At 65.7% G+C, this 21,204-nt stretch carries 23 protein-coding genes; 8 read left to right on the top strand and 15 right to left on the bottom strand.

Annotation, left to right across the window (positions count from 1 at the left end):
- Positions 1 to 2 precede the first annotated feature (2 nt).
- A complete protein-coding gene (locus tag VNW74_RS20000) occupies positions 3 to 809 on the bottom strand; it encodes a lysophospholipid acyltransferase family protein (protein ID WP_325679969.1) in 807 nt (268 codons plus the stop codon).
- Positions 810 to 970: 161 nt separating this feature from the next.
- On the opposite strand from VNW74_RS20000, the gene VNW74_RS19995 reads away from it, so the two are divergent.
- Positions 971 to 2,050 carry an NAD(P)-dependent oxidoreductase gene (locus VNW74_RS19995; protein ID WP_325679967.1) on the top strand — a complete coding sequence of 360 codons (1,080 nt, stop codon included), beginning with the start codon at positions 971 to 973 and terminating at the stop codon, positions 2,048 to 2,050.
- Here VNW74_RS19995 and VNW74_RS19990 read toward each other — a convergent pair.
- On the bottom strand, positions 2,035 to 3,477 hold the full coding sequence (locus tag VNW74_RS19990) for an NAD(P)/FAD-dependent oxidoreductase (RefSeq protein WP_325679965.1): 1,443 nt from the start codon (positions 3,475 to 3,477) through the stop codon (positions 2,035 to 2,037). The genes VNW74_RS19995 and VNW74_RS19990 overlap by 16 nt on opposite strands.
- 141 nt (positions 3,478 to 3,618) lie before the next feature.
- Here VNW74_RS19990 and VNW74_RS19985 point away from each other — a divergent pair, with 141 nt between their 5' ends.
- Entirely contained in the window at positions 3,619 to 4,407 is a 789-nt protein-coding gene (locus VNW74_RS19985) for an isocitrate lyase/phosphoenolpyruvate mutase family protein (protein WP_325679963.1), read from the top strand.
- 18 nt (positions 4,408 to 4,425) lie between these two features.
- Here VNW74_RS19985 and VNW74_RS19980 read toward each other — a convergent pair whose 3' ends face one another.
- The 9 genes from VNW74_RS19980 to VNW74_RS19940 form a co-directional block, all read right to left on the bottom strand.
- Positions 4,426 to 5,172 carry a glucose 1-dehydrogenase gene (locus tag VNW74_RS19980; RefSeq protein ID WP_325679961.1) on the bottom strand — a complete coding sequence of 249 codons (747 nt, stop codon included), beginning with the start codon at positions 5,170 to 5,172 and terminating at the stop codon, positions 4,426 to 4,428.
- Between the two features lie 58 nt (positions 5,173 to 5,230).
- Positions 5,231 to 5,836, bottom strand: a complete 606-nt coding sequence (locus tag VNW74_RS19975; protein WP_325679959.1) for a methylated-DNA--[protein]-cysteine S-methyltransferase — start codon at positions 5,834 to 5,836, stop codon at positions 5,231 to 5,233.
- Positions 5,823 to 6,335, bottom strand: coding sequence for an RNA polymerase sigma factor (locus tag VNW74_RS19970; protein WP_325679957.1), 513 nt, complete (start codon positions 6,333 to 6,335; stop codon positions 5,823 to 5,825). The genes VNW74_RS19975 and VNW74_RS19970 overlap by 14 nt, the downstream gene beginning before the upstream one ends.
- Positions 6,336 to 6,358: 23 nt before the next feature.
- Positions 6,359 to 6,892, bottom strand: coding sequence for a methylated-DNA--[protein]-cysteine S-methyltransferase (locus VNW74_RS19965; RefSeq protein WP_325679955.1), 534 nt, complete (start codon positions 6,890 to 6,892; stop codon positions 6,359 to 6,361).
- A gap of 86 nt (positions 6,893 to 6,978) precedes the next feature.
- Positions 6,979 to 7,662 carry a haloacid dehalogenase type II gene (locus VNW74_RS19960; RefSeq protein ID WP_325679954.1) on the bottom strand — a complete coding sequence of 228 codons (684 nt, stop codon included), beginning with the start codon at positions 7,660 to 7,662 and terminating at the stop codon, positions 6,979 to 6,981.
- A gap of 40 nt (positions 7,663 to 7,702) precedes the next feature.
- A complete protein-coding gene (locus tag VNW74_RS19955) occupies positions 7,703 to 8,677 on the bottom strand; it encodes a zinc-binding alcohol dehydrogenase family protein (protein ID WP_325680058.1) in 975 nt (324 codons plus the stop codon).
- Positions 8,678 to 8,844: 167 nt separating this feature from the next.
- Entirely contained in the window at positions 8,845 to 9,516 is a 672-nt protein-coding gene (locus VNW74_RS19950) for a TetR/AcrR family transcriptional regulator (protein WP_325679952.1), read from the bottom strand.
- A 23-nt stretch (positions 9,517 to 9,539) separates the two neighbouring features.
- A complete protein-coding gene (locus tag VNW74_RS19945) occupies positions 9,540 to 10,235 on the bottom strand; it encodes a TetR/AcrR family transcriptional regulator (RefSeq protein WP_325679950.1) in 696 nt (231 codons plus the stop codon).
- 69 nt (positions 10,236 to 10,304) lie between these two features.
- Complete coding sequence (locus tag VNW74_RS19940) at positions 10,305 to 11,177, bottom strand: alpha/beta hydrolase (RefSeq protein WP_325679948.1); 873 nt, start codon at positions 11,175 to 11,177, stop codon at positions 10,305 to 10,307.
- Positions 11,178 to 11,352: 175 nt separating this feature from the next.
- Here VNW74_RS19940 and VNW74_RS19935 point away from each other — a divergent pair, with 175 nt between their 5' ends.
- A complete protein-coding gene (locus VNW74_RS19935; protein WP_325679946.1) occupies positions 11,353 to 12,078 on the top strand; it encodes an SDR family oxidoreductase in 726 nt (241 codons plus the stop codon).
- Between the two features lie 38 nt (positions 12,079 to 12,116).
- Here VNW74_RS19935 and VNW74_RS19930 read toward each other — a convergent pair whose 3' ends face one another.
- From VNW74_RS19930 to VNW74_RS19920, 3 genes are read right to left on the bottom strand one after another with little or no spacing between them, the layout of a single operon-like run.
- A complete protein-coding gene (locus VNW74_RS19930) occupies positions 12,117 to 12,482 on the bottom strand; it encodes a VOC family protein (protein ID WP_325679944.1) in 366 nt (121 codons plus the stop codon).
- Positions 12,483 to 12,516: 34 nt separating this feature from the next.
- Positions 12,517 to 13,314: a family 1 encapsulin nanocompartment shell protein gene (locus VNW74_RS19925; RefSeq protein ID WP_325679942.1), complete on the bottom strand. Its 798-nt coding sequence runs from the start codon at positions 13,312 to 13,314 to the stop codon at positions 12,517 to 12,519.
- The gene (locus VNW74_RS19920) at positions 13,311 to 14,357 is read right to left on the bottom strand and encodes a Dyp-type peroxidase (protein ID WP_325679940.1); all 1,047 of its coding nucleotides are present in this window, start codon (positions 14,355 to 14,357) and stop codon (positions 13,311 to 13,313) included. Before VNW74_RS19920 ends, VNW74_RS19925 begins: the two co-directional genes overlap by 4 nt.
- A 59-nt stretch (positions 14,358 to 14,416) precedes the next feature.
- On the opposite strand from VNW74_RS19920, the gene VNW74_RS19915 reads away from it, so the two are divergent.
- Positions 14,417 to 15,685 carry a M18 family aminopeptidase gene (locus VNW74_RS19915; protein ID WP_325679938.1) on the top strand — a complete coding sequence of 423 codons (1,269 nt, stop codon included), beginning with the start codon at positions 14,417 to 14,419 and terminating at the stop codon, positions 15,683 to 15,685.
- Between the two features lie 9 nt (positions 15,686 to 15,694).
- Here VNW74_RS19915 and VNW74_RS19910 read toward each other — a convergent pair whose 3' ends face one another.
- Positions 15,695 to 16,120: a nuclear transport factor 2 family protein gene (locus tag VNW74_RS19910; RefSeq protein ID WP_325679936.1), complete on the bottom strand. Its 426-nt coding sequence runs from the start codon at positions 16,118 to 16,120 to the stop codon at positions 15,695 to 15,697.
- A gap of 124 nt (positions 16,121 to 16,244) precedes the next feature.
- Between VNW74_RS19910 and VNW74_RS19905 the strand changes: the two genes are divergently transcribed.
- From VNW74_RS19905 to VNW74_RS19890, 4 genes are all read left to right on the top strand, one after another.
- On the top strand, positions 16,245 to 16,595 hold the full coding sequence (locus VNW74_RS19905) for a VOC family protein (RefSeq protein ID WP_325679934.1): 351 nt from the start codon (positions 16,245 to 16,247) through the stop codon (positions 16,593 to 16,595).
- Between the two features lie 57 nt (positions 16,596 to 16,652).
- Complete coding sequence (gene purL, locus VNW74_RS19900) at positions 16,653 to 18,947, top strand: phosphoribosylformylglycinamidine synthase subunit PurL (RefSeq protein WP_325679932.1); 2,295 nt, start codon at positions 16,653 to 16,655, stop codon at positions 18,945 to 18,947.
- Entirely contained in the window at positions 18,944 to 20,647 is a 1,704-nt protein-coding gene (locus VNW74_RS19895) for an alpha/beta hydrolase (protein WP_325679930.1), read from the top strand. Before purL ends, VNW74_RS19895 begins: the two co-directional genes overlap by 4 nt.
- On the top strand, positions 20,647 to 21,204 hold a 558-nt coding region (locus VNW74_RS19890), incomplete at its 3' end, for a type II CAAX prenyl endopeptidase Rce1 family protein (protein WP_325679928.1). The genes VNW74_RS19895 and VNW74_RS19890, both read left to right, overlap by 1 nt.

Here is a 21,204-nt window from a genome sequence, read left to right as displayed (position 1 = left end):
GGTCAGCCCAACACAGGGAACCGCCGCCGGCGGGCCAGGCGGTTGAGCGCGGTCTGCATTACCGAGCGGACGTGCGCGTCGACCTCCTCGATGTCGGGGTCGTCCCCGAAACGGGCTACGACGTCGATCGGCTCGAGGACCTCGGTGACGATCTTGGCGGGCAGCGGCAGGTTCGGCGGGAAGATGACGCTCAGACCAAACGGAAACCCGAAGCTCACCGGGAGAATGTCCATCCGCGCTTTGGTGAGACCCAGCCTGCGGGCCAGCCAGTTGCCTCGCGTCAAGAACAGCTGGGTTTCCTGCCCACCTATCGACACGGTCGGCACAATCGGCACACCGGCTTCGACGGCGGTTCGCACGTAGCCGGTGCGGCCGTTGAAGTCGATGGTGTTTTCGCTCAGCGTGGGGCGGTAGGAGTCATAGTCACCACCGGGGAACACCAGCACCACCGCACCCGTGTGCAATGCCTTGGCGGCGTTTTCCCGACTCGCCTCGATGACTCCGAGACGGCGCAGCCAGCCGTCGAGTGGGCCCATGAAAATGCCGTAATGGCCAAGGGTATAGACCGGGCGGTCGTAACCGAAAGCGTTGTAGAACGCCGGCGAAAAGATGAATACGTCCGGAGTCAACATTCCCCCGGAGTGGTTGGACACCACTAGAACTCCACCGGTCGACGGGATGTTGTCGATATCTCGGACTTCGGCGCGATGCCATCGCTTGATCAGCGGTCCGACCGCGTCGGCGATCTGCTTGGTGAACGAAGGATCCCACTTGGCGATCTCTTCTTTCTCGGCCGCCGTGTCGCTCATCTTTCCCCGCTGTCATGTCGATGCGATCGATTGCCAGTCCGACGCGAGCCCCCGCCGCACGTCTACCAGCGTATATGGTACTCTCTTTTTAAGAGAATGTCATATCCGAACATTGTCGGGCAAGCACCCGGTTGCCGCGGATGAATCGCACCCAGGGGAAAATGGCTGAGAAGGTCCTTGTCACAGGCGGTTTCGGGCTGGTCGGGTCCCAGACCGTGCGCAGGCTGGTCGCCGACGGGCATCGCGTGGTCTGCACCGATCTCGGCACTGACGCTCAGCGCAAGGCGGCCGGATTGCTGCCTTCCGGAGCCGAGGCGAGATGGGCGGACCTGACCGACCCGCGTGAGGTGGAGCTACTGGTCACCGAGGTGTCACCGACGGTGATCATCCACCTGGCTGCGCTGATCATCCCGGCGATCTATCGCCACCCAGAATTGGGACGGCGCGTCAACGTCGATGCGACGGTGGCACTGCTGCGCGCCGCGGAATCAAATACCCGCCCTCCCCGCTTCGTCCAGGCCTCCAGCAACGCCGTGTATGGCGCTCGCAACCCGCATCGGCACCACGAGCGGGTCCGGGTGGATTCCCCGCTGAACGCGTCGGACCTCTACGGAGCGCATAAGGTCCAGGCCGAGGCCCATGTCCGCTCTTCGAGTTTGGACTGGGTGATCCTGCGCCTCGGCGGAGTGATCAGCGTCGAGCCGGGTGCCATGCCCTTCACGGTGGACGCGCTGTTCTTCGAAAGCGCGCTGCCGACCGATGGGCGCCTGCACACCGTCGACGTCCGAGACGTCGCCGCCGCGTTTGCGGCCGCGGCCACGGCAGACGTGGCGGGTGAAACCCTGCTGATCGCCGGTGACGACTCGCACCTGCTACGCCAGATCGACATCGGCCCGGCGCTGGCCGCGGCAAGGGGGCTGCCGAACGTCCTACCCACCGGCCGGCCCGGCGACCCGGACAGCGACGAAAACTGGTTCGTGACCGACTGGATGGACACCGCCCGCGCCCAGCAGATGCTGACCTTCCAGCACCACGCCTGGCCGGACATGCTCGCCGAGATGCGCGCCGCCGCCGGCTGGCGGCGCTACCCGATGCGGCTGCTGGCCCCGGTCGTCCGGCAGCTGCTCAGCCGTCAGTCCGCGTATCGGCACGCGCCGTGCCGCTACGCCGATCCGTGGGGCGCCATTCGGGGCAAGCTTGGCGACCCGGGGCCGGACACCAACGGTCACGAATCCCGGTAGGCCTCAAGAAGTCTCAGCCATACTTCGCTGATCGTGGGGAAGCACGGCACGGCGTGCCACAACCGGTCGATGGGCACCCGACCGGCGACGGCGACGGTGGCCGAGTGCAGCAGCTCGGAGACGCCCGGGCCGACGAACGTCACCCCGAGCAGGTAACCGTGGTCGACGTCGACCACCATGCGCGCCCGACCGGTGTAGCCGTCCGCGTAGAGCTTGGCTCCCATCACGACGTCGCCGATTTCGACGTCTACCGCACGCACGCGGTGACCGGCCTGCTCGGCCTGGTCGGCCGACAGTCCGACGGCGGCGGCTTCCGGTTCGGTGAAGAAAACCTGTGGCACCGCATAATGGTCGGCGGTGGCCGCATGCGCGCCCCACGGCGCGGTGTCCAACCGATGCCCTGCCGCCCGGGCCGCGATCGCCGCCCCGGCGATCCGCGCCTGGTACTTGCCCTCGTGGGTCAGCAGCGCCCGATGGTTGGCGTCACCGGCCGCATAGAGCCAGCCGTCGTCGACGGCACGCACACGACAGGTGTCATCGACGTCGAGCCAACCGCCGGCGGTGAGTCCCACTGTGTTTAAACCGATGTCGTCGGTCAGCGGTGCTCGGCCGGTCGCGAACAGCACCTCGTCGACCACCAGTTCGCTCCCGTCGCTCAATTCCAGCGTGACCGGGCCTTCGGCGTCGGGTCGGCGCAGCTTGGTCACCGACACACCCACGCGGACAACAACACCCGACTCCCCAAGCCCGCGCTCGACAAGCTCGCCGACGAACGGCTCCATCCGGGGCAGCAGACCAGATCCACGCGCCAGCAGGGTCACTGAGGCACCCAAACCATGCCAGGCGGTGGCCATTTCGACGCCGACGCCGCCCGCGCCGACGACGGCGAGGCGGTTCGGCACCGCGCTGCTGTCGGTGGCTTTGCGGTTGGTCCAAGGTCGGGCTTCGGCAACGCCCGGCACATCCGGAAGCGCGGCGCGGCTTCCGATGCAGATGACGACGGCGTGCCGGGCGTTGAGCGCTGACACGTCGCCGCCGGCCGCGGTGACCGTCACGCGGCGGGGCCCGTCCAATCGTGCATGGCCGCGCACCAGGGTGGCCCCGATTCCGGCTACCCAGTCCGCCTGACCGGCGTCGTCCCAGTTGGTGACGTAGCGGTCCCGGCGGCCGAAGACGCCGACGGGGTTGATCGAACCGTTGACCGCTTCGCGGGCGCCGTCGACGCGGTCGGCATCGGCGACGGCGATGACCGGTCGCAGCATCGCCTTGCTGGGCACGCATCCCCAGTAGGAACATTCACCGCCGACCAGCTCACGTTCGACGATCACGACACTGAGCCCCGCCGCCCGTGTGCGCTCGGCGGCGGTCTGTCCGACCGGTCCGGCACCCAGCACGATTACGTCGTAAGTATGTTCGGCTGCTGTCACTTTCGACTCTTCCCTCTCTACCGCTCAGGCGGCGTTATTCGCGCCACGGGCTGGGGCGTAGTTTGGAAGCCTACTGGCACGAGCGTTGAATGGGTCATGCGACCCATAACTGTGTCGCCTACCGAAGAAGGGCACATCGCCGTGAGTTTCCGCGACCTTCATTACGCCGACGAGCCATTGCTGCTGCCGAATGTATGGGATGTCTCTTCCGCGCTGGCCTTCTTCGACGCGGGGTATCGCGCGATCGGCACCACCAGCTTCGGGGTGGCCGCCAGCGCCGGGCATCCCGACGGCGCGCGGTCAAGCAAGGCGCCGACGGGCGTTTTGGTCCGAGCGCTTCGGAAATTGCCGATCTACGTCTCCGCCGACATCGAGGACGGTTACCACGAGGATCCCGACGCGGTGGCCGGATACGTATGCGACCTTGGTGCCGACGGCATCAATATCGAGGACAGCACGGACGAGAAACTAATCAGCCCGCAGATCCATGCCGCGAAAGTGTCTGCAATCAAGGAGCGTTCATCCGAGGTCTTTGTCAACGCCAGAATCGACACCTATTGGCTCAATCAGGACGCGAACGTCTCGGCCACCCTGGAACGAGCCGAGGCCTATGTGCAGGCGGGAGCCGACGGCATCTTCGTCCCGGGCGCGTCGGACGTGTCCGATTTACGACAGCTCACGGCGAACATTCCGGTTCCCGTCAATGTGCTCGTGGTGCCGGGTCTGAGCCTCGCCGAGTTGGCCGACCTGGGCATACGTCGAGTCAGCACCGGCTCCCTGCCGTATCGCGCCGCCATCGATGCCGCGGTGCAGGTCGCGCAAAACCTCCGCGACGGTGTGCCTCCGCCTGCGGCCACCGCGTATCCGGTGATGCAAACTCGCCTGGTCGAATTCGACCGGATGAGCCACACTGGTGGCTCTCGATTCTGAGGCAGGTTGGCCGAACGGTCAGGCTGCCGACATGCCACCGTCGACTTCGAATACCGTGCCGGAGATGTAGGAGGCTTCGGGAGACGAAATGAACACAATGGCGTTCGCGATTTCGTCAGGATTTCCCCTGCGAAGCAACGGCACGGTCGCTATCAGCGCGTCGTTGCCTTCTGCGGTGCCGGTGAAGCGGTCGAGCATGCGGGTGTCCACCGGCCCCGGCCCGACTGCGTTCACCCGAATACCCGAATTCCCCTGCTCGAGCGCGACCGTCTTGGTCAGACCCTCCACGGCGAACTTGCTGCTTACATAGGCCGCCGCGCCGGCGGCCGCCTTGTGTCCGTAGGTCGAGGCGATGTTGACAATGCTGCCACTGCCTTGGCCGGCCATCGCGGCCAGTTCGTACTTCATGCTCAGGAATACGCCGACAACATTGGTGTCGTGGACGGCCTTGAAGTTTTCGACGGTGGCGTCCTGGACAGGGCCGGTCTCGCCTTCGAAGCCGGCGTTATTGACGGCAACGTCGAGACGGCCAAATCTCGCGACTGCTTGGTCGACCAGGCTGCGCACGTCGTCCTCCTTCGTGACGTCGGCCCGAACGAATTCTGCGTCGGCTCCAAGCGCTTTCAATTCCGCGACAAGGGCTTGCCCTTGGTCGTCGTGGCGGCCGGATACGACCACATTGGCGCCTTTACCGGCGAATGCCACAGCAGTGGCGCGGCCGATGCCGGTGAGGGCGCCGGTAATGAGAACAACCTGTGGAGTCATCTGTTTCCTTCGGATAGACGGGGGACATCCACCGGTGCAAACGGATGGCCGCCGGCGTTTAATCCCCGGCACCCTCGAGATTGAGCAGGGTCCGTTTGGCGGCTGGCCCACCGCGGTAGCCGCCCAAGGTGCCGTCGGCGCGGACGACCCGATGGCAAGGCACCACCACCGGGATGGGATTCGTTGCGCAGGTCGTCCCGACGGCGCGAACGGCCTTAGGCGAACCTGAGAGTCGCGCCAGGGTGCCGTAGCTGGCGGTGGTGCCGTAGCCGATGTCGACCGCAAGGTGGCTCAGAACCACTCGCCGAAATCCTTTGGAGAGCTGCCAATCCAGCGGGACATCGAAGGTGTGGCGGCGCCCGGAAAAGTACTCTGCCAGTTGGCTCGCGATGCCATCCAACCGCTTGGGGGCGTGCAGCAATCGGGAACTGATGCGGTCGGAAAGGTTCTGCAACACCCCGTCATGTCCTTCGCTGCTGAACGCCACGCGCACCAGCCCCATTGGTGTCGCGGCGATCAGCAGCGAGCCGACAGGAGAGTCGACCGTCCGGTAGGCGACGTCGAGAAGGTTGTCGTTGTCGGCGGTCGCTGCCAGCCGGGCGTGCAGGCGGGCGATGTCGTCGTCATCGACCGGGTAGAGCGCGGCGAGGTCAATTGCGGTCATTGGTGGACTCCGTTTTGGGCGATGGGTCAACACGGTTGTGCGCGTAGGTGCGTCGTAGCGTGGCGATGCCGTCGGCGGCTGCGCGCCGGGCGGCCGCGGCGCTGCTGTCGAGTAGCGCGGCGATTTCGGCATAGGGCAGGCCGGCCAGGTAGTGGTAGGCCACCGCCTGACGTTGTTTGGTGGGCAACGCCGCAACCGCCTCGGTCAGGTCCCGGTGACATCCGTTGGCGTGATCGGGCGACGGCGTCTCCGGCGTGTCCGGGATCGGTATCGCCCGCCGTGATGTGGCGCGATGGATATCGATCGTCTTGCGGTGCGCGATGGTGACCAGCCACGCCTCGAGGTTCGCGTCGGCCGGTAGCTCGGGGTAGGCCTTCATCGCCGCCAGGAAGGTGTCGGACCAGGCGTCGTCAGCATCGGCGTGGCCGAGGACCGCGCGGACCACCCGCAACACGGTGGCACCGTGCTGCGCGACGACCTGCTCGAATGGCGGCTTCATCCCGTTGGTTGATCGCGTGGCCGCTACCACAGCGTTTGCGGTGAGGCCGGTATCGCATTCTCCAGTTCGAGCAAGTATCGCTTGCGGTCCAGGCCGCCGGCGTATCCGGTGAGTTTCCCGGTGGATCCGACCACTCGATGGCAGGCGATGAGGATCGACAGCGGATTGTCGCCGACAAATCCGCCGATGTCGCGCGGGTCGACGCCGGCACCAACTTTGCGTGCCAACTCACCGTAGGTGGTGGTCTGGCCGTACGGGATTTCAGCGAGTAGCCGCCAGACCTGGCGTGCCGTGTCGCTGCCGCGCGGGTTGAGCGGCAGATCGAAATCCTCGCGCTCGCCGGCGAAGTACTCGCGGAGCTGGATGACGGCCTCATCGAAGCCGTGATCGTCGCTCGCTGCGACTCGCGGCCCGAACGAGTTGCGGTCCGGGCGGGTCCAGTGGCCCGGGTAATACAGGCCGGTCAGACCTTCGTCGTCGCGCACCAGTGTCAACGGTCCGATTGGTGAGTCGACGACGACGTGTCGAGTCGAAGTCGTGGGGGCTGCGGTGGACATGAGGGCTCCTGGAAGTCGTCGCTAGTGCTATCTACTTGGTAGACGTCTGGTGCGCCGGGTTTGTGAGGTTGGCCGAAGCGTCAGGATCACGACGCGCAAAGTTGCTGCGCGAACTCGCGCAGATCACGCGCGACGAGCGCCGGCTGTGGCAGATCGGGGATCGGTAGCGGTGCATTGCCGGGGCGGGTGATCAGTGCACCGCTCAATCCGGCACATTGCGCGCCGACGGTGTCCCAGACGTGGGCGGCGACCATCATGCAGTCTTCGGGAGCGACCGTGAGTTCCTCGCATACGTACCGGTACACGGTCGGGACGGGTTTAAACGCGCGGCATGCCTCGACACTGAAAGTTCGCTCGAAGAAGTGTGCCAGCCGGGCGTGTTCGAGCGGACTCGGCCCGTCGGGGTTGGGTGGCGAATTCGTCAGCGTCACGAGGCGAAAGCCGTTGTCGCGCAGCATGGTCAGCGCGTCTGCCACGTCCGGGTGGGCCGGCATCGTCAGCATGCCGTGTTTCACGCTTCGCAGGTCGTCATCGGTGATCTGCACGCCGTGGATGTCCGCGAGCATCGGCAGCAGCCCCTGGCCCAGGGTGAAGTAGTCGATGTAGCGCCCCGACAGCGTTGCCGTCATCGAGTACATGACGAGCTGGTTGAACCACTCCCGCATGACCCGCGGATCACCGAAGATTTGCTCGAAAAGTGGTGCCATGGCTTCGATATCGATGAGCGTTTCGTTCACGTCGAACACCAGAACAGCTGGAGCAACAGTCATCGTTCTATCATCCGATACGACGCGGTTCTCGTGGCTGAGCTCATTCCATGACGACGACCATTTTGCCGCCGGCTTCACCGGCTTCCATGACGCGGTGCGCTTCGCGGATCTGGTCGAAGGAGAAGACGCGTTCCGGTGCCGCTTCGAGTCGCCCCGCGGCCACCTGCGCTGCGATGTCTTGCAGCGGAACGTCGGACAGCGGGAACCCGGGGCTGCCAAACACAAAGCTACCGAAGAAGGACCAGTTCACCCCGCTGGCCATGCGCAGCAGCGGGTTGAAGTCGCCGATCGGGTCCAGGCCGCCCAGCCATCCAGCCAGGCAGGCGGTGCCGTCGCGACGAAGCATGTCCAGCGAGTCCAAGATCGTGCTGTTGCCGACCAAGTCGAGCACCGCATCGATCTGTTTGGCTTCCGCGATGCTGGCAGCCAGTGTTCGCGATTCCAGCTCCACCCGCGCGGCGCCGAGCGCCTCCAGCATGCCGAAACGCTCGCGCCTGCGTGCGGTGGCTATCACGCGTGCACCGGCCGCGACCGCCATCTTGACCGCGGCCTGGCCGAACGATGAAGTCGCGCCGCGGATTACGACGGTTTGTCCCGTCGACAGTTTGAGGTTGCGGAACAGGCACGTCCAGGCGGTCGCGTAGGTTTCCGGCAGCGCGGCCAGCTGCGACCAGGGCAGTTCGGATTCGATGAGGGCAACGTTGGCGGCCCGCACGCGGGTGTATTCGGCATAGCTGCCGTTGATGGTTCGGCCCAGGCCGCCCATCAGCGCTGCCACCTTGGCTCCGACCGGGAACTCTCCGCCCGGACAGGAGTCGGCGATCCCGACGCATTCGATGCCGCTGACTTCGGCGGCTTCTGCCCATTCGCCGCGGCGCATATGCAGCTCGGCGTGGTTGATGCCGAAGCCGCGGACTTTGATGACGACCTCGCCGTCCTTGGGTAGCGGTTTGGGGATGTCGGTGTAGACCAGGCTGTCGAGTCCGCCGAACTTCTCTAACACGATCGCCCGCATGGTTTCTCCGCCCGCGCTTTCGCGTACCACCGCGGGCGCGGAGGGCAGGCCGGTGCCCGACGGTGACGCAGGCTCTGCAACGGACACTGTGGGTCTCCTTCTCCACGCCGTACTGGGACACGCTGCCCATTATTATGGGCTATATAACCCAAATTTGTCTATGTGGCTCAGCTCTTGGGCTTGCGTCGAGAAGACCGGGCCGGGGATCTGCGGCGTGTGGGTGCCGGTGCAAACGAACGCACGTATTCGACAGCGGAATTCAGCGCTGCGCGCAGCGGTTCCGGGTCGTCCATCGTATAAGTGAGCATGGCGCCGCCCTGATGGGCGGTGACCAGCGAGACCGCGAGGTGTCGCGGGTCGGCGTCGGGACGCAGATCGCCGCGGCTGCGCATCGCTGTGAGCCCAGCGCATAGCAGCTCGAGCCAGCGGTCGTAGCCGGCGGCGAGATCGTCGTGGACTTCGGGGTCGGCTTCGGTCAACTCTCCTGCGAGCGAACCGTAGATGCAGCCACCTTGTCGGTACACCGCGTCGACGTCGGCGATGTTGGCGTCCGCCCATGCTTGCAGCGCTTCGAGGCTGTCGAAGCCGCCGAATCGCGGCTGGGTGTGAAACTCCTGGACGTCGGTACAGCGTGCGGCGATTACCTGACGGGTCAGATCGCGTTTGTCAGAGAAATAGTGCGAGATCTGCGACCCGCTGACTTCCGCGGTGTTGCGCACCTGGTCGATGCTGGTGCCGGCAACGCCACGCTGGAACATCAGCTTTGCGGCGACCTTGACGATGCGCGCCCGAGTCGCACGTCCCTTGCGGGTAAACGGCGATGTGGCGTCGTCGGACACGTTGCCGCCCCCTTTCGGCTCTGTCAGGCAGGTTGGGCGGCCTTGCGTCGGCCGCGGGGACGCCGGGGTGGGCGGGCGACCCGTTCGGCGGGGTCGGTGGCGAACGTGCGCAAGTAGTTGACCGCAAAACGCAGGGCGTCGGCGTGCGGCCACTCCGCCCGATAGGTGAAGCTCAACATGGCGCCGCCCTGGTGGGCGCCGACGATGACCAAAGCCAACTCTCGCGGGTCGGCGTGCGCGCCCAGAACGCGGTGATCTTTCATGCGTTGGATCGCCTGCTCCAACAGTTCGATCCACTGCCAGTAGCCCGCCGCCAGCGTCTCGCGTGTTGCGGTGTCGGACTTTCCGAGTTGTCCGGCCAGCGCGTGATATGTGGGCGTGCCGGAGTAGCCGATTTGTCTCAGGTAACGCATGTTCAGATCGATCCAGTGCTCGAAGTCGTCGAACGTGTCGAGCGCCCCAAGCTTGGGCTGGCGATGAAAGTCGAGCACCACGTTGATCTGGTGCGCGACAACCGCACGAATCAGCGCCCGCTTGTCGGTGAAATAGTGGGCGAGTTGCGAGCCGCTTACCGACGCGGCCTTGCGCAGAGCGTCCATGTTCAACGCCGAGAGGCCGTCACTGAGGATCAGCTCGGCGGCGACCTGCACGATCCGGTCGCGGGTAGCGCGACCCTTGGCGGTTAAGCGCCGGTCGTCGCGCAGCTCGGCATGGACCATAGCGTCAGGTTAACGCGCATACACCGCCGATTATGGGACGTTCAACCCATATGATTGCGCCGTGTGTCCTCAGGTGGCGGGGAGCACTTTGGCGAGGAAGGAGCGGATCAGCCCGGTCACCTCGTCCAGCGCCGACTCCAGCAAGAAATGCCCGCCCTCGAGCAGATGGATTTCGGCATCGGGCAAGTCCTCGGTGAAAGCTTGCGCACCGGCCGGACCGAATATTTCGTCGCCGCGACCCCACGCCGCCAACAGCGGCACTTTGGTGGCGCGGAAGTAGTCCTGCACGCGTGGGTAGAGCGGCGAGTTGCTCGCGTAATCACGCAACAGTTTGAGTTGCACGTCGTCATTTCCCGGCCGGGATATCAGCGCATAGTCGTGATACCAGGATTCCGGATTGACCAGCGTCTCGTCCGGCACCCCGGTGACGTATTGCCAGCGGGTGGCGTCCAAGGTGAGGAATTGCCTTACCGCGCCTTCGGTCTCGGCTGTCTGCTCAGTCTGATAGGCGGTGACGACCTTCCAGAAGCTTTCCACAAAGCCCGCGTCGTAAGCGTTACCGTTCTGGCTGATGATCGCCGTAATCGCGGCGGGGTCATGCAGCGCCAGCCGCCACCCGATCGGAGCTCCGTAATCCTGCACGTACATCGCGTACCGGTCGACATTCAGTGCGCGTAACAGGCCTTGCGTCAACGCGGTGAGCGCATCGAACGTGTAGTCGAACTGCTGCACCGATGGTGCGTCAGAAAGGCCGAATCCCAAATGATCTGGCGCGATCACGTGGTAGCGGTCGGCGAGCGCGGGAACCAAGCCCCGGAACATATACGAACTGGTCGGAAAGCCGTGCAAGAGCACCAGTGCGGGCGCGTGCGGGTCGCCGGCTTCCCGGAAGAAGAGTTGGTGGCCGTCGACGGTGAGGTAGCGGTGATGAACAGTCGGCATGGATGGTTCCTCCTGTTTTGGGTTATACATCCCATTATGCCCCTGCCGCAACTGCGGCACAAGACACTCGTGTCGACACATGAAACTGAGCCACGCGTTGACCCGCACCGCGGGTTATGCATATTCTGGGTCAACTGACCCATTCCCGGCAAGCAGGCCAAAGGAGTAGCTGTCGATGGGTAGCGCGTTGCGGGATAAGACAGTCCTAGTGGTAGGCCGCGGTAGTGGAATCGCGCGTGCGGTGACGCTGCTGGCGCGATCAGAGGGTGCGCGAGTTGTCGTCGCCGGACGAGACAAAACCAAACTGGCCGATGCCTATGCTGACACCGCCGATCCCGGGATCAGCGCCGAGGTCGTGGACATTACCGACGACGCATCGATCGCCGCGCTCGCCGACCGACTGGGGCCCGTCGACCATGTGGTGTCGACCGCATCGGCACGTGCGCGCGGAAAATTAGCAGACCTGCAGCGCGAGAATCTGCGGATGTCGTTCGACACCAAGGTCATCGGTCCTACCATGCTCGCTAAATACCTTGCGGGACAGATCAACCCCGGTGGCTCGTTCGTCTTGTTCTCCGGTGTGCATGCCTTCAAGCTCAACGTCGGCTATCTGGGCGTCGGCATCACGAACGGTGCCGTGGATTTCCTCACCCGATGGCTCGCGGTCGAACTCGCCCCGCTACGGGTCAACGCCATCGCGCCGGGTGTCATCGACACCGGCGCCTGGGATTCGCTTGGTGCAGAAGGCAAGCGTGACTATTTCGAACACATCAGTTCCCGCAATCCGGCGCGTCGTATCGGAACGCCGGACGACATTGCCGGCGCCGTGCTGTTCGCGATGACCAACACTTTCCTGACCGGCGTGACCTTGAAGGTGGACGGCGGTGAACCGCTGACCTAGGTCCCTTCGCACGGCATCCAAATTCGCGGTGTGAGGACTTACCACTGCACGCCGGTGGAGACGCAGAACTCATTCTGCTCGGGGTCCGACATCCTGACCCATCGAGTTCCCCCGAAGCTCTGCACACCTTGGTCGATGCGATGAGCGCCGAGTGCCTGCAGTCGGTGGACCTCGGTCTCGATGTCGTCGACCACAATGTCGACGTGCATGCGGTTCTTGCCCGCTTTGGGTTCGGGCACCCCTTGAAGGAGAAGCGGTGCAGCGATCCCCTCCCTGGGAACGAGCACAGCCAGGTTCGCGCCCATGTAGTACTCGCGATAGTCGAGCGCGTCGCGCCAGAACTTAGCGAGCGTCTGCGGCTCTGCACAGTCGAGCACGAGTTCCACCGTTGCCTTATGTCCCATGGCGTAACTCCCAGACCGGATTCGACTCGGTCAGCTACAGGCTGAGCGCGACCGACGCCTCGGCCGTGTAGCACAGGAACGTCAGCGTCTCCTGCAGGTAAAGCTGCACGGTGTCGGCGTCGTGAGTGAGGTATCCGATCGACACGTCGGTGCCAAGCTGCAGGTCGAAGTCACCGCCGCGGGTAGTCAGCACGAATGCCCCGTCGATGGCGGGCGCCCAGATGATGTCGCCGTCAATCAGCCGACGGATGTGCTCGCGGATCGGATAGCCGTGTTCGGTGGTCTCGCTGACTTTGGTGTAGGCGTCGGCGGACAGCAGCACCGTGTACGGTCCGTCGACACCGGACAGTCGCAGTGCGGACAAGGCCTGCGAGATGACGTCCGGAAAGCCGCGCACATCCTTGGGCAGTTTGAGCGCCGGGTTGGTGCTACAGCTACGGACGCCCTCGATCGAGGCGGCTTCGTAACCTTCGAAGATGGCCCGGTCTTCGACGAACGCCAGCTTCTTGGCGGCAGCCTTGACCGGATCCCAGTCAGAGTCCTGCGACCCGCGCTCCACGTCGTCGATCTCGCCACGAGACAGCGTAAATGGAACCCGAAGCCGCACAAGTGGTTTGCTGGCACGCAGCTGAGCGATAACGCCGTCGGTGGGTGCCTTCACGTCGAGCAGACGGCCGGTGCTGATCGCCGCCGTGACCGGCCCTCCCGGCTCGCTCACGTCGACGACCCGGCGTCCGGCGATGTGCCGCTTGAACGTCCGTGTTGCCTCCAATTCGATTTCGGTCCAAGCCTCTTCGGTGATCGGCGCAAGATCGCGGTAGAGGTTGTTCATTGCCGGATTCCTTTCAAACTGCCGATCGTCAACGAGCCAGCTGTGCCATCCGTGGGCGGGGTAACCACCGCCGGCGCCGTGACCTGTGCACTCGGCAGCGGCGGTGGATCATCGAGGAAGTCGATGGTCGGGGAGAAGAACAATCCGCCGGTGACCGCGACCGAGAAGTCCAGGATGCGATCGGTGTTACCCGGGGGATCGCCAAGGAACATGTTGCGCAGCATCCGTTCGGTGACCTCCGGCGCGCGCGAATACCCGATGAAATACGTGCCGAATTCGCCTTTTCCGAGTTCGCCGAACGGCATGTTGTGCCGCAAGATCTTCAGCTCGGTGCCGTCGTCGTCGGCAATGACGTTGAGGGCGATGTGCGCGTTGGCCGGCTTCTCGTCGTCGTCGAACTCGATGTCGTCCAGCTTGGTCCGGCCGATCACCCGCTCCTGCTCGGTGACCGACAGTGACTCCCACGCCGCCATATCGTGCAGGTACTTCTGCACGTGCACATAGCATGAACCGGCGAAATCCGGGTCCTCGTCGCCTACGGCGCTGGCCGAGACCGCCAGCGCACCGCCCGGGTTTTCGGTCCCGTCGACGAAGCCCAGCAGATCGCGGTTGTCGAAGAACCGGAAGCCGTGCACTTCGTCGACAACGGTCACCGCGCCGGCCATCGACTTGAGAATGCGATTGGCCAGCTCGAAACAGACATCCATGGTCTCGGCCCGGATGTGGAACAACAGATCGCCGGGTGTGGCCGGGGCGGCGTGCCGTGGGCCTTCCAACTCGATGAACGGATGCAGCCCGGCAGGCCGTGGGCCGGTGAACAACCGATCCCAGGCCTGCGAGCCGATCGAGGCGATCACCGACAAGTGTTTGGTCGGATCGCGGAATCCGATTGCCCGCACCAGTCCGGAAATGTCTGACAGCGCATCGTGCACCGTCTCCTCGCCGCCCTCGTCGATGCTGACCACCACGAAGATCGCGGCCGGTGTCAGGGGCGCGAGAACCGGTTGCGGCTGCGCCGAGGGTGCTAACGGCTCTGCGGGCACGGGTTCGACCCTAACGTGCCCACGGGTTCCAGATAATCCCGTGGTGAAAAGATGAGGACATGGCTGCCACGGCGCGAGGGTTGTGCGAATTCATCGACGCGTCCCCGTCGCCGTTCCATGTCTGTGACACGGTGGCCGCCAGGCTGCGCGCCGCCGGCTACACCGAGCTGGCTGAGACTGACGGGTGGCCCTCGACGGGCAAATTCTTCACCGTACGCGCCGGGTCGCTGGTGGCCTGGGACAGCGGGATTGACACCGGCGGTCGGCCGTTTCGGGTCGTCGGCGGGCATACCGACAGCCCTAATCTTCGGGTCAAGCAACACCCCGACCGTGCGGTCGCGGGTTGGCAGGTGGTGGCGCTGGAGCCGTACGGCGGTGCCTGGCTGAACTCCTGGCTGGACCGTGATCTGGGCGTCAGCGGGCGACTGTCGGTGCGGGACGGCCAAACCCCCAACGGCATCGCGCACCGACTGGTGCGGATCGACGCTGCGATCCTGCGCGTGCCGCAGTTGGCGATCCACCTGGCCGAGGACCGCAAGTCGCTCACGCTGGATCCGCAGCGCCACGTCAACGCGGTGTGGGGAGCCGACGGCCGAACCCGGTCGTTCATCGGCTACGTTGCCGAGCAAGCCGGCACCGATCCCGAGGACGTGCTCGGCGCCGACCTGATGACCCACGATTTGGCCCCGTCGACGCTGTCCGGCCTCGGTGACCAGTTCGTCAGCGCGCCGCGGCTGGACAACCAGGCATCCTGCTATGCGGGCCTGGAGGCGTTTCTGGACGCCCCGGCCGGCGAATACCTGCCGGTGCTGGCGCTGTTTGACCACGAGGAGGTCGGGTCCACCTCCGATCACGGCGCTGACTCCGAGCTGCTAGTGACCACGCTGGAGCGCATCGTGATCGCTGGTGGTGGCGGGCGGGAAGACTTTCTACGGCGGCTCGCCGGATCGATGGTGGCCTCGGCGGACATGGCGCACGCCACCCATCCCAACTACCCGGAGCGGCATGAGCCCGGCCACCTCATCGCGATCAACGGTGGCCCGGTGCTCAAGGTGCACCCGAACCTGCGGTACGCCACCGACGGTCGCACCGCCGCGGCGTTCGCGCTGGCCTGCCAGCAGGCCGGGGTACCGCTACAGCGTTACGAACACCGCGCCGACCTGCCCTGCGGTTCGACGATCGGTCCGATGACGTCGGCCCGGACCGGCATCCCGACCGTCGACGTCGGCGCTCCCCAGCTGGCCATGCACTCCGCACGGGAACTCATGGGCGCCGGTGACGTCGCCGCTTACGCCGCCGCTCTGCGGGCGTTCTTGTCACCCGGCTGACCTGCTGGATCAGCGCTGCGTGACGAAGACCGGCTCGTAGCGGATCACGTTCTCCACCACCATGCCGTTGCGGGTGCGCACCCGGTCGAGCCCCCGGATCTCGAATGGACCCTGCGGGCCGGTCCCGTGACCCACATAGTGCAGGAAGATCAGCTGTTCGCCCTCGGCCGTCCCTGGAACCGTGGCGCTGTCGATGAGTTCGAGCCGCAGGTCCGGAGCGGCGGCCAGCAGGTCGGCGATCTTTTCGGTGTACGCCTCGACTCCCTGCACCGGCTCGGGATCGCCGGGCCAGTAGCCGACGATGTCGTCGGCCAGGATGTTCATCCCGCGGGACAGATCGGGCGCCGCCCAGAACGCGGCCCACAGCTGGGCGCTGAACATCGGCGCATCTTGGTCGATAGTCGTTGCAGGAGCAGCGGATTGGATGTCGGTCATGATTCCTCCACGGATCGGGCACTTCGGCGCAGCGCGTCGACCCAAGCGTGTCCCCGCCCCTGCGGATCCGCAATTACCTCGGAGGTCATAGGACGTGCGTAATGCCGGTAATACAGTTGGAGGTATGGCGCTCAACGTAGAGATGGTCACATTTGACTGCAGCGACCCCGCGAAGCTGGCCGGTTGGTGGGCTGAGCAGTTCGACGGCCAAGTTCAGGAGATGCTCCCCGGCGAATTCTTCGCCGTCATGCGGCCGGAGGGACCGCGGCTCGGTTTTCAGAAGGTGGCCGATCCCACGCCGGGGAAGAACCGCGTGCACCTGGATTTCGGTGCGGCTGATGTCGACGCTGAAGTCTCGCGACTTACCGCCGCCGGCGCCACCGAGGCCGGCCGGCACAGCGTCGGCGACAACTTCCGGTGGGTGGTGCTGACCGACCCCGACGGCAACGCGTTCTGCATAGCCGGTTCGCAGTAACCGGCCCTGCGGCTCGTGTCGTCGATGATCGCGGGGCCGCCAATCTAGACTGTCTGCGTGACGTCTGGGCTTACCCAAGCGGTCGATACCGTCGAGCAGGCCGCGGCCACCCCTGATCAGCCGCAACCGTTCCGCGAACTGGGTCTGAAAGACGACGAATATCAGCGGATCCGCGACATCTTGGGCCGCCGCCCGACCGATGCCGAGCTGGCGATGTACTCGGTGATGTGGAGCGAGCATTGTTCCTACAAGTCGTCCAAGGTCCACCTGCGGTACTTCGGTGAGACCACCACCGACGAGATGCGGGCCGGGATGCTGGCCGGCATCGGGGAGAACGCCGGCGTCGTCGACATCGGCGACGGCTGGGCGGTCACCTTCAAGGTGGAATCGCACAACCACCCGTCCTACGTCGAGCCCTACCAGGGCGCGGCCACCGGTGTCGGCGGCATCGTCCGCGACATCATGGCGATGGGCGCGCGACCGGTGGCGGTGATGGACCAGCTGCGTTTCGGCGCCGCCGACGCCCCGGATACCCGCCGCGTGCTCGACGGCGTGGTGCGCGGCATCGGTGGCTACGGCAACTCATTGGGCTTGCCCAACATCGGCGGCGAGACCGTGTTCGACGCCAGCTACGCCGGTAATCCGTTGGTCAATGCGCTGTGCGTGGGCGTGCTCCGGCAGGAGGACCTCCATCTGGCCTTCGCATCGGGCGCAGGCAACAAGATCATCCTGTTCGGTGCGCGCACCGGGCTCGACGGCATCGGCGGTGTGTCGGTGCTGGCGTCGGAGACGTTCGGCGGCGACGAGTCCGGGTCGGGTCGCAAAAAGCTTCCGTCGGTTCAAGTCGGTGACCCGTTCATGGAGAAGGTGCTCATCGAATGCTGCCTGGAGTTGTATGCGGCCGGCCTGGTGATCGGGATCCAGGATCTCGGTGGAGCTGGGATAGCATGTGCGACTTCGGAGTTAGCCTCTGCCGGGGACGGCGGTATGGTGATCGAGCTGGACACCGTTCCGCTGCGGACCAAGAACATGGTCCCGGCCGAAGTGCTTTGCAGCGAGTCGCAGGAACGGATGTGCGCGGTCGTCGCTCCGGAGAATGTGGACGCTTTCCTTGAGGTCTGCCGCAAGTGGGAAGTATTGGCCACCACGATCGGCGAGGTCACCGACGGTGACCGGTTGCGCATCACCTGGCACGGCGAGACGGTCGTCGACGTGCCGCCACGCACGGTGGCCCACGAAGGCCCGGTGTACCAGCGTCCGGTGGCTCGCCCGGAGTCGCAGGATGCGTTGAACGCCGACCGGGCGAGCAGCCTGCCCCGACCAGTCACCGGTGATGAGCTGCGCGCGACTTTGCTTGCGCTGCTTGGCAGTCCACATCTGTGCAGCCGTGCCTTCATCACTGAGCAGTACGACCGCTACGTGCGCGGGAACACCGTGCTGGCTGAACACGCCGACGGCGGCGTGCTGCGCGTCGACGAGTCCACCGGCCGCGGAATCGCGCTGTCCACCGACGCGTCGGGACGCTACACGTTGCTCGACCCCTACACCGGCGCCCAACTCGCGCTGGCCGAGGCCTTCCGCAACGTCGCCGTCACGGGCGCCACCCCGGTCGCGGTGACCAACTGCCTGAACTTCGGCTCGCCGGAAGACCCCGGCGTGATGTGGCAATTCGCCCAGGCGGTGCGTGGTTTGGCGGACGGCTGTGCGGCACTGGGCATTCCGGTGACCGGCGGCAACGTCAGCTTCTACAACCAAACCGGGTCGACGGCGATCCTGCCCACCCCGGTGGTGGGCGTACTGGGCGTGATCGACGATGTCGCCCGGCGTATCCCGACGGCGATGGGTACCGAGCCGGGCGAGACGCTGATGCTGCTCGGCGACACCCGTGACGAATTCGACGGATCGGTATGGGCACAGGTCACCGCCGACCATCTGGGCGGGCTGCCGCCCGTGGTGGACCTGGCTCGCGAGCGACTGTTGGCCGATGTGTTGACCGCGGCCTCCCGCGACGGACTGGTGTCTGCGGCCCACGATCTGTCCGAAGGCGGCTTGGCGCAGGCCGTGGTGGAATCGGCGATGGCCGGCGAAACAGGTTGTCGCATCGTGCTTCCCGAGGACACCGACCCGTTTGTCATGTTGTTCTCCGAGTCGACCGGCCGGGTGCTGGTAGCCGTGCCGCGCACCGAGGAGAGTCGCTTCCGGTCGATGTGCGAAGCGCGGGGCCTGCCGGTCACGCGCATCGGTGTCGTCGACCAAGGTTCGGACGCTGTGGAGGTGCAGGGTGTGTTCACCGTGTCCCTGGCAGAGTTGCGCAGCACGTCCGAGGGAGTGCTGGCCGCACTGCTGCGATGAATACTGAACCTCGCCAACGGCATCCGTTGGTGGTGTGGGCGTGGAGCCTGCTGCGCCTGAAATTCGTCGGGGTGGCGTTCGGTGCGTTGTTCTTCTGTCTTTCCCTCACACCGTCGCTGCTGCCACGGGACTGGGTGTTCCAGGGGCTGATCGGCGGGATCAACGGAGCGTTTGGCTACGGCCTGGGCGTGGTGATCGGCAGGATCGCCTACCGGCTGGTGCTGCGGAATGCCCGCCGGTGGCCACCCCGGGCGCCGATGCTGTTCTGGATGAAGGCCGCGGTCGTCGCGATCGCGCCGACGGCTTGCGTGCTGATGCTGATCCCCGCCGCCTCCTGGCAGCGGCAGGTGTCCGCACTGATGGGCATCCAGGGCCCGACGACCCTGGGCTACCTGCGCACGCTGATCGTTGCGCTCGCCGTCGGCGCCCTGGTGGTGTCCACGTTCCGGGTGCTCATCGACGCGGTCAGGCTGCTGGCCCGGATGCTGATCAGGCGATGGCACCTGCACGACGAGGTGGCGCTGTTCATCGGCACGACAATTGTTGTGGCGCTGCTGATCATGCTGTTCGACGGCATTTTGGTCCGCGGATTCTTCGCAGGGGCCAATGCGGTTTTCGAGCCGCGGGACTCCGCCACCCCTGCCGGCGTCTCGCAACCACTATTTGCTGAAAAGTCCGGCAGCTCAGCGTCATTGGCGCCGTGGGAGTCGCTGGGATACCAAGGCCGCGCCTTCGTCGCCAGCGGTCCGCATGCAGCCGAACTGTCCCGGCTCAACGGCAGGCCCGCCAAGGAGCCCATCCGGGTGTACGCCGGGCTGCATGCCGCCCCCGACGACCAAGGCCGGTTGGCGGTGCTCCTCGGAGAACTGGAGCGCACCGGCGCATTTAGCCGCAAAGTGCTGGTCATCGCGCCGACCACCGGAACCGGCTGGATCGACCCGGTGGCGGCAAGCTCGCTGGAGATGATGTACAACGGCGACACCGCGATCGTCGGTCTGCAGTACTCCTACCTGCCGAGCTGGATCTCGTTTCTGGCCGACCGGCAGAAGTCCATGGATTCCGGCCGAATGCTGATCGACACGGTTCACCACCGTTGGCAACAACTGCCGCCGGACCACCGCCCGAAATTGGTGCTCTATGGCGAGAGCCTGGGTTCGATGGCCGGCCAGGCCGCCTTCGGGTGGCTGCCCGACATCCGCCGGATGGGCTTCGACGCGGTGCTGTGGGTGGGGCCGCCGCAAGCAAGTCCGCTGTGGCATGCGCTGATCGTGCGGCGCGACCCCGGCACCATGGAGGTGGAGCCGCGTTACGACAACGGGCGGACCGTGCGGTTCTCCGAAGCCAACATCCCCGCGGACATCACCGGGGTGGCGGGGCCGCCATGGGTGGGCACTCGCGTGCTGTTTCTCCAGCACGCATCGGACCCCGTCGTGTGGTGGACACCCGATCTGCTGTTCGGCAGGCCCGACTGGCTCATCGAACCCCGCGGACAGGACCGCACCGCGTTGATGCGCTGGTATCCGATCGTCACGTTTTGGCAAGTCAGTGCCGACCTGACCAACGCCGAGGGCGTGCCCGGCGGGCACGGGCACAACTACAGCAACGACATCCTGGACGGCTGGGCCGCGGTAACTCCGCCGGACGGCTGGACACCAGCAGACACCGAGCGTATTCGCGCCGCGTTGAGCACCCTCAAATGATGCAGCACAATGACTTTCGCCGTGTGCAGGCGCTTGGGCTGGCCGGCGCGCTGGTCGGCTGGAGCTTTGTCGCTCCCCGGCTACCCGCCCGGGGCCGGTTGCTCCTGCAGGCCGGTCTTGCCGGGCTGCTGGTCCGAGTGTCGAGGGCGCCGCTGGGCCTGCGTCCGCCACGGCTGTGGGCGGGCTCCCGGTTGGGCGTGGCCGCCGGATCGGCGGCGGCGGTCGGGATCTTGGCAACGACATCCGTTCCGGCCGTGCGGCTTTCGATGGCCGAACGGGAACTGCCCGTCTCGGCGGCGACCTGGCTGGCGTTGCAGATACCGCTGGGCACGGTGTGGGGCGAGGAGGCGGCATTTCGTGCCGCGCTGGCCGCCGTCGCCGGGCGCGGTTACGGCGTCGCCGGTGGCCGGCTGCTGCAGGCGATTGCGTTCGGCCTCTCCCATATCGCTGATGCGCGCGCGACCGGTGAGCCCGTGCTGCCCACCGTGCTCGCTACCGGCGGTGCGGGCTGGATATTTGGTTGGCTGGCAGAACATTCCGGCAGCCTCAGCGCGCCA

Origin of the sequence: Mycobacterium sp. (assembly GCF_035570115.1) — a bacterium.
Taxonomy (GTDB): Bacteria; Actinomycetota; Actinomycetes; order Mycobacteriales; family Mycobacteriaceae; genus Mycobacterium.
Note: the sequence above shows the minus strand (reverse complement) of the source record. Positions and strands in the feature narration are given on the sequence as shown.

Bases quoted from the DNA above. Each gene is read 5' to 3' on its own strand.
- VNW74_RS20000 (WP_325679969.1), bottom strand. From the start codon at position 809: ATGAGCGACACGGCGGCCGAGAAAGAAGAGATCGCCAAGTGGGATCCT.
- VNW74_RS19995 (WP_325679967.1), top strand. From the start codon at position 971: ATGGCTGAGAAGGTCCTTGTCACAGGCGGTTTCGGGCTGGTCGGGTCC.
- VNW74_RS19980 (WP_325679961.1), bottom strand. From the start codon at position 5,172: ATGACTCCACAGGTTGTTCTCATTACCGGCGCCCTCACCGGCATCGGC.
- VNW74_RS19975 (WP_325679959.1), bottom strand. From the start codon at position 5,836: ATGACCGCAATTGACCTCGCCGCGCTCTACCCGGTCGATGACGACGAC.
- VNW74_RS19970 (WP_325679957.1), bottom strand. From the start codon at position 6,335: ATGAAGCCGCCATTCGAGCAGGTCGTCGCGCAGCACGGTGCCACCGTG.
- VNW74_RS19965 (WP_325679955.1), bottom strand. From the start codon at position 6,892: ATGTCCACCGCAGCCCCCACGACTTCGACTCGACACGTCGTCGTCGAC.
- VNW74_RS19960 (WP_325679954.1), bottom strand. From the start codon at position 7,662: ATGACTGTTGCTCCAGCTGTTCTGGTGTTCGACGTGAACGAAACGCTC.
- VNW74_RS19955 (WP_325680058.1), bottom strand. From the start codon at position 8,677: ATGCGGGCGATCGTGTTAGAGAAGTTCGGCGGACTCGACAGCCTGGTC.
- VNW74_RS19945 (WP_325679950.1), bottom strand. From the start codon at position 10,235: ATGGTCCATGCCGAGCTGCGCGACGACCGGCGCTTAACCGCCAAGGGT.
- VNW74_RS19940 (WP_325679948.1), bottom strand. From the start codon at position 11,177: ATGCCGACTGTTCATCACCGCTACCTCACCGTCGACGGCCACCAACTC.
- VNW74_RS19935 (WP_325679946.1), top strand. From the start codon at position 11,353: ATGGGTAGCGCGTTGCGGGATAAGACAGTCCTAGTGGTAGGCCGCGGT.
- VNW74_RS19930 (WP_325679944.1), bottom strand. From the start codon at position 12,482: ATGGGACATAAGGCAACGGTGGAACTCGTGCTCGACTGTGCAGAGCCG.
- VNW74_RS19925 (WP_325679942.1), bottom strand. From the start codon at position 13,314: ATGAACAACCTCTACCGCGATCTTGCGCCGATCACCGAAGAGGCTTGG.
- VNW74_RS19915 (WP_325679938.1), top strand. From the start codon at position 14,417: ATGGCTGCCACGGCGCGAGGGTTGTGCGAATTCATCGACGCGTCCCCG.
- VNW74_RS19910 (WP_325679936.1), bottom strand. From the start codon at position 16,120: ATGACCGACATCCAATCCGCTGCTCCTGCAACGACTATCGACCAAGAT.
- VNW74_RS19905 (WP_325679934.1), top strand. From the start codon at position 16,245: ATGGCGCTCAACGTAGAGATGGTCACATTTGACTGCAGCGACCCCGCG.
- VNW74_RS19895 (WP_325679930.1), top strand. From the start codon at position 18,944: ATGAATACTGAACCTCGCCAACGGCATCCGTTGGTGGTGTGGGCGTGG.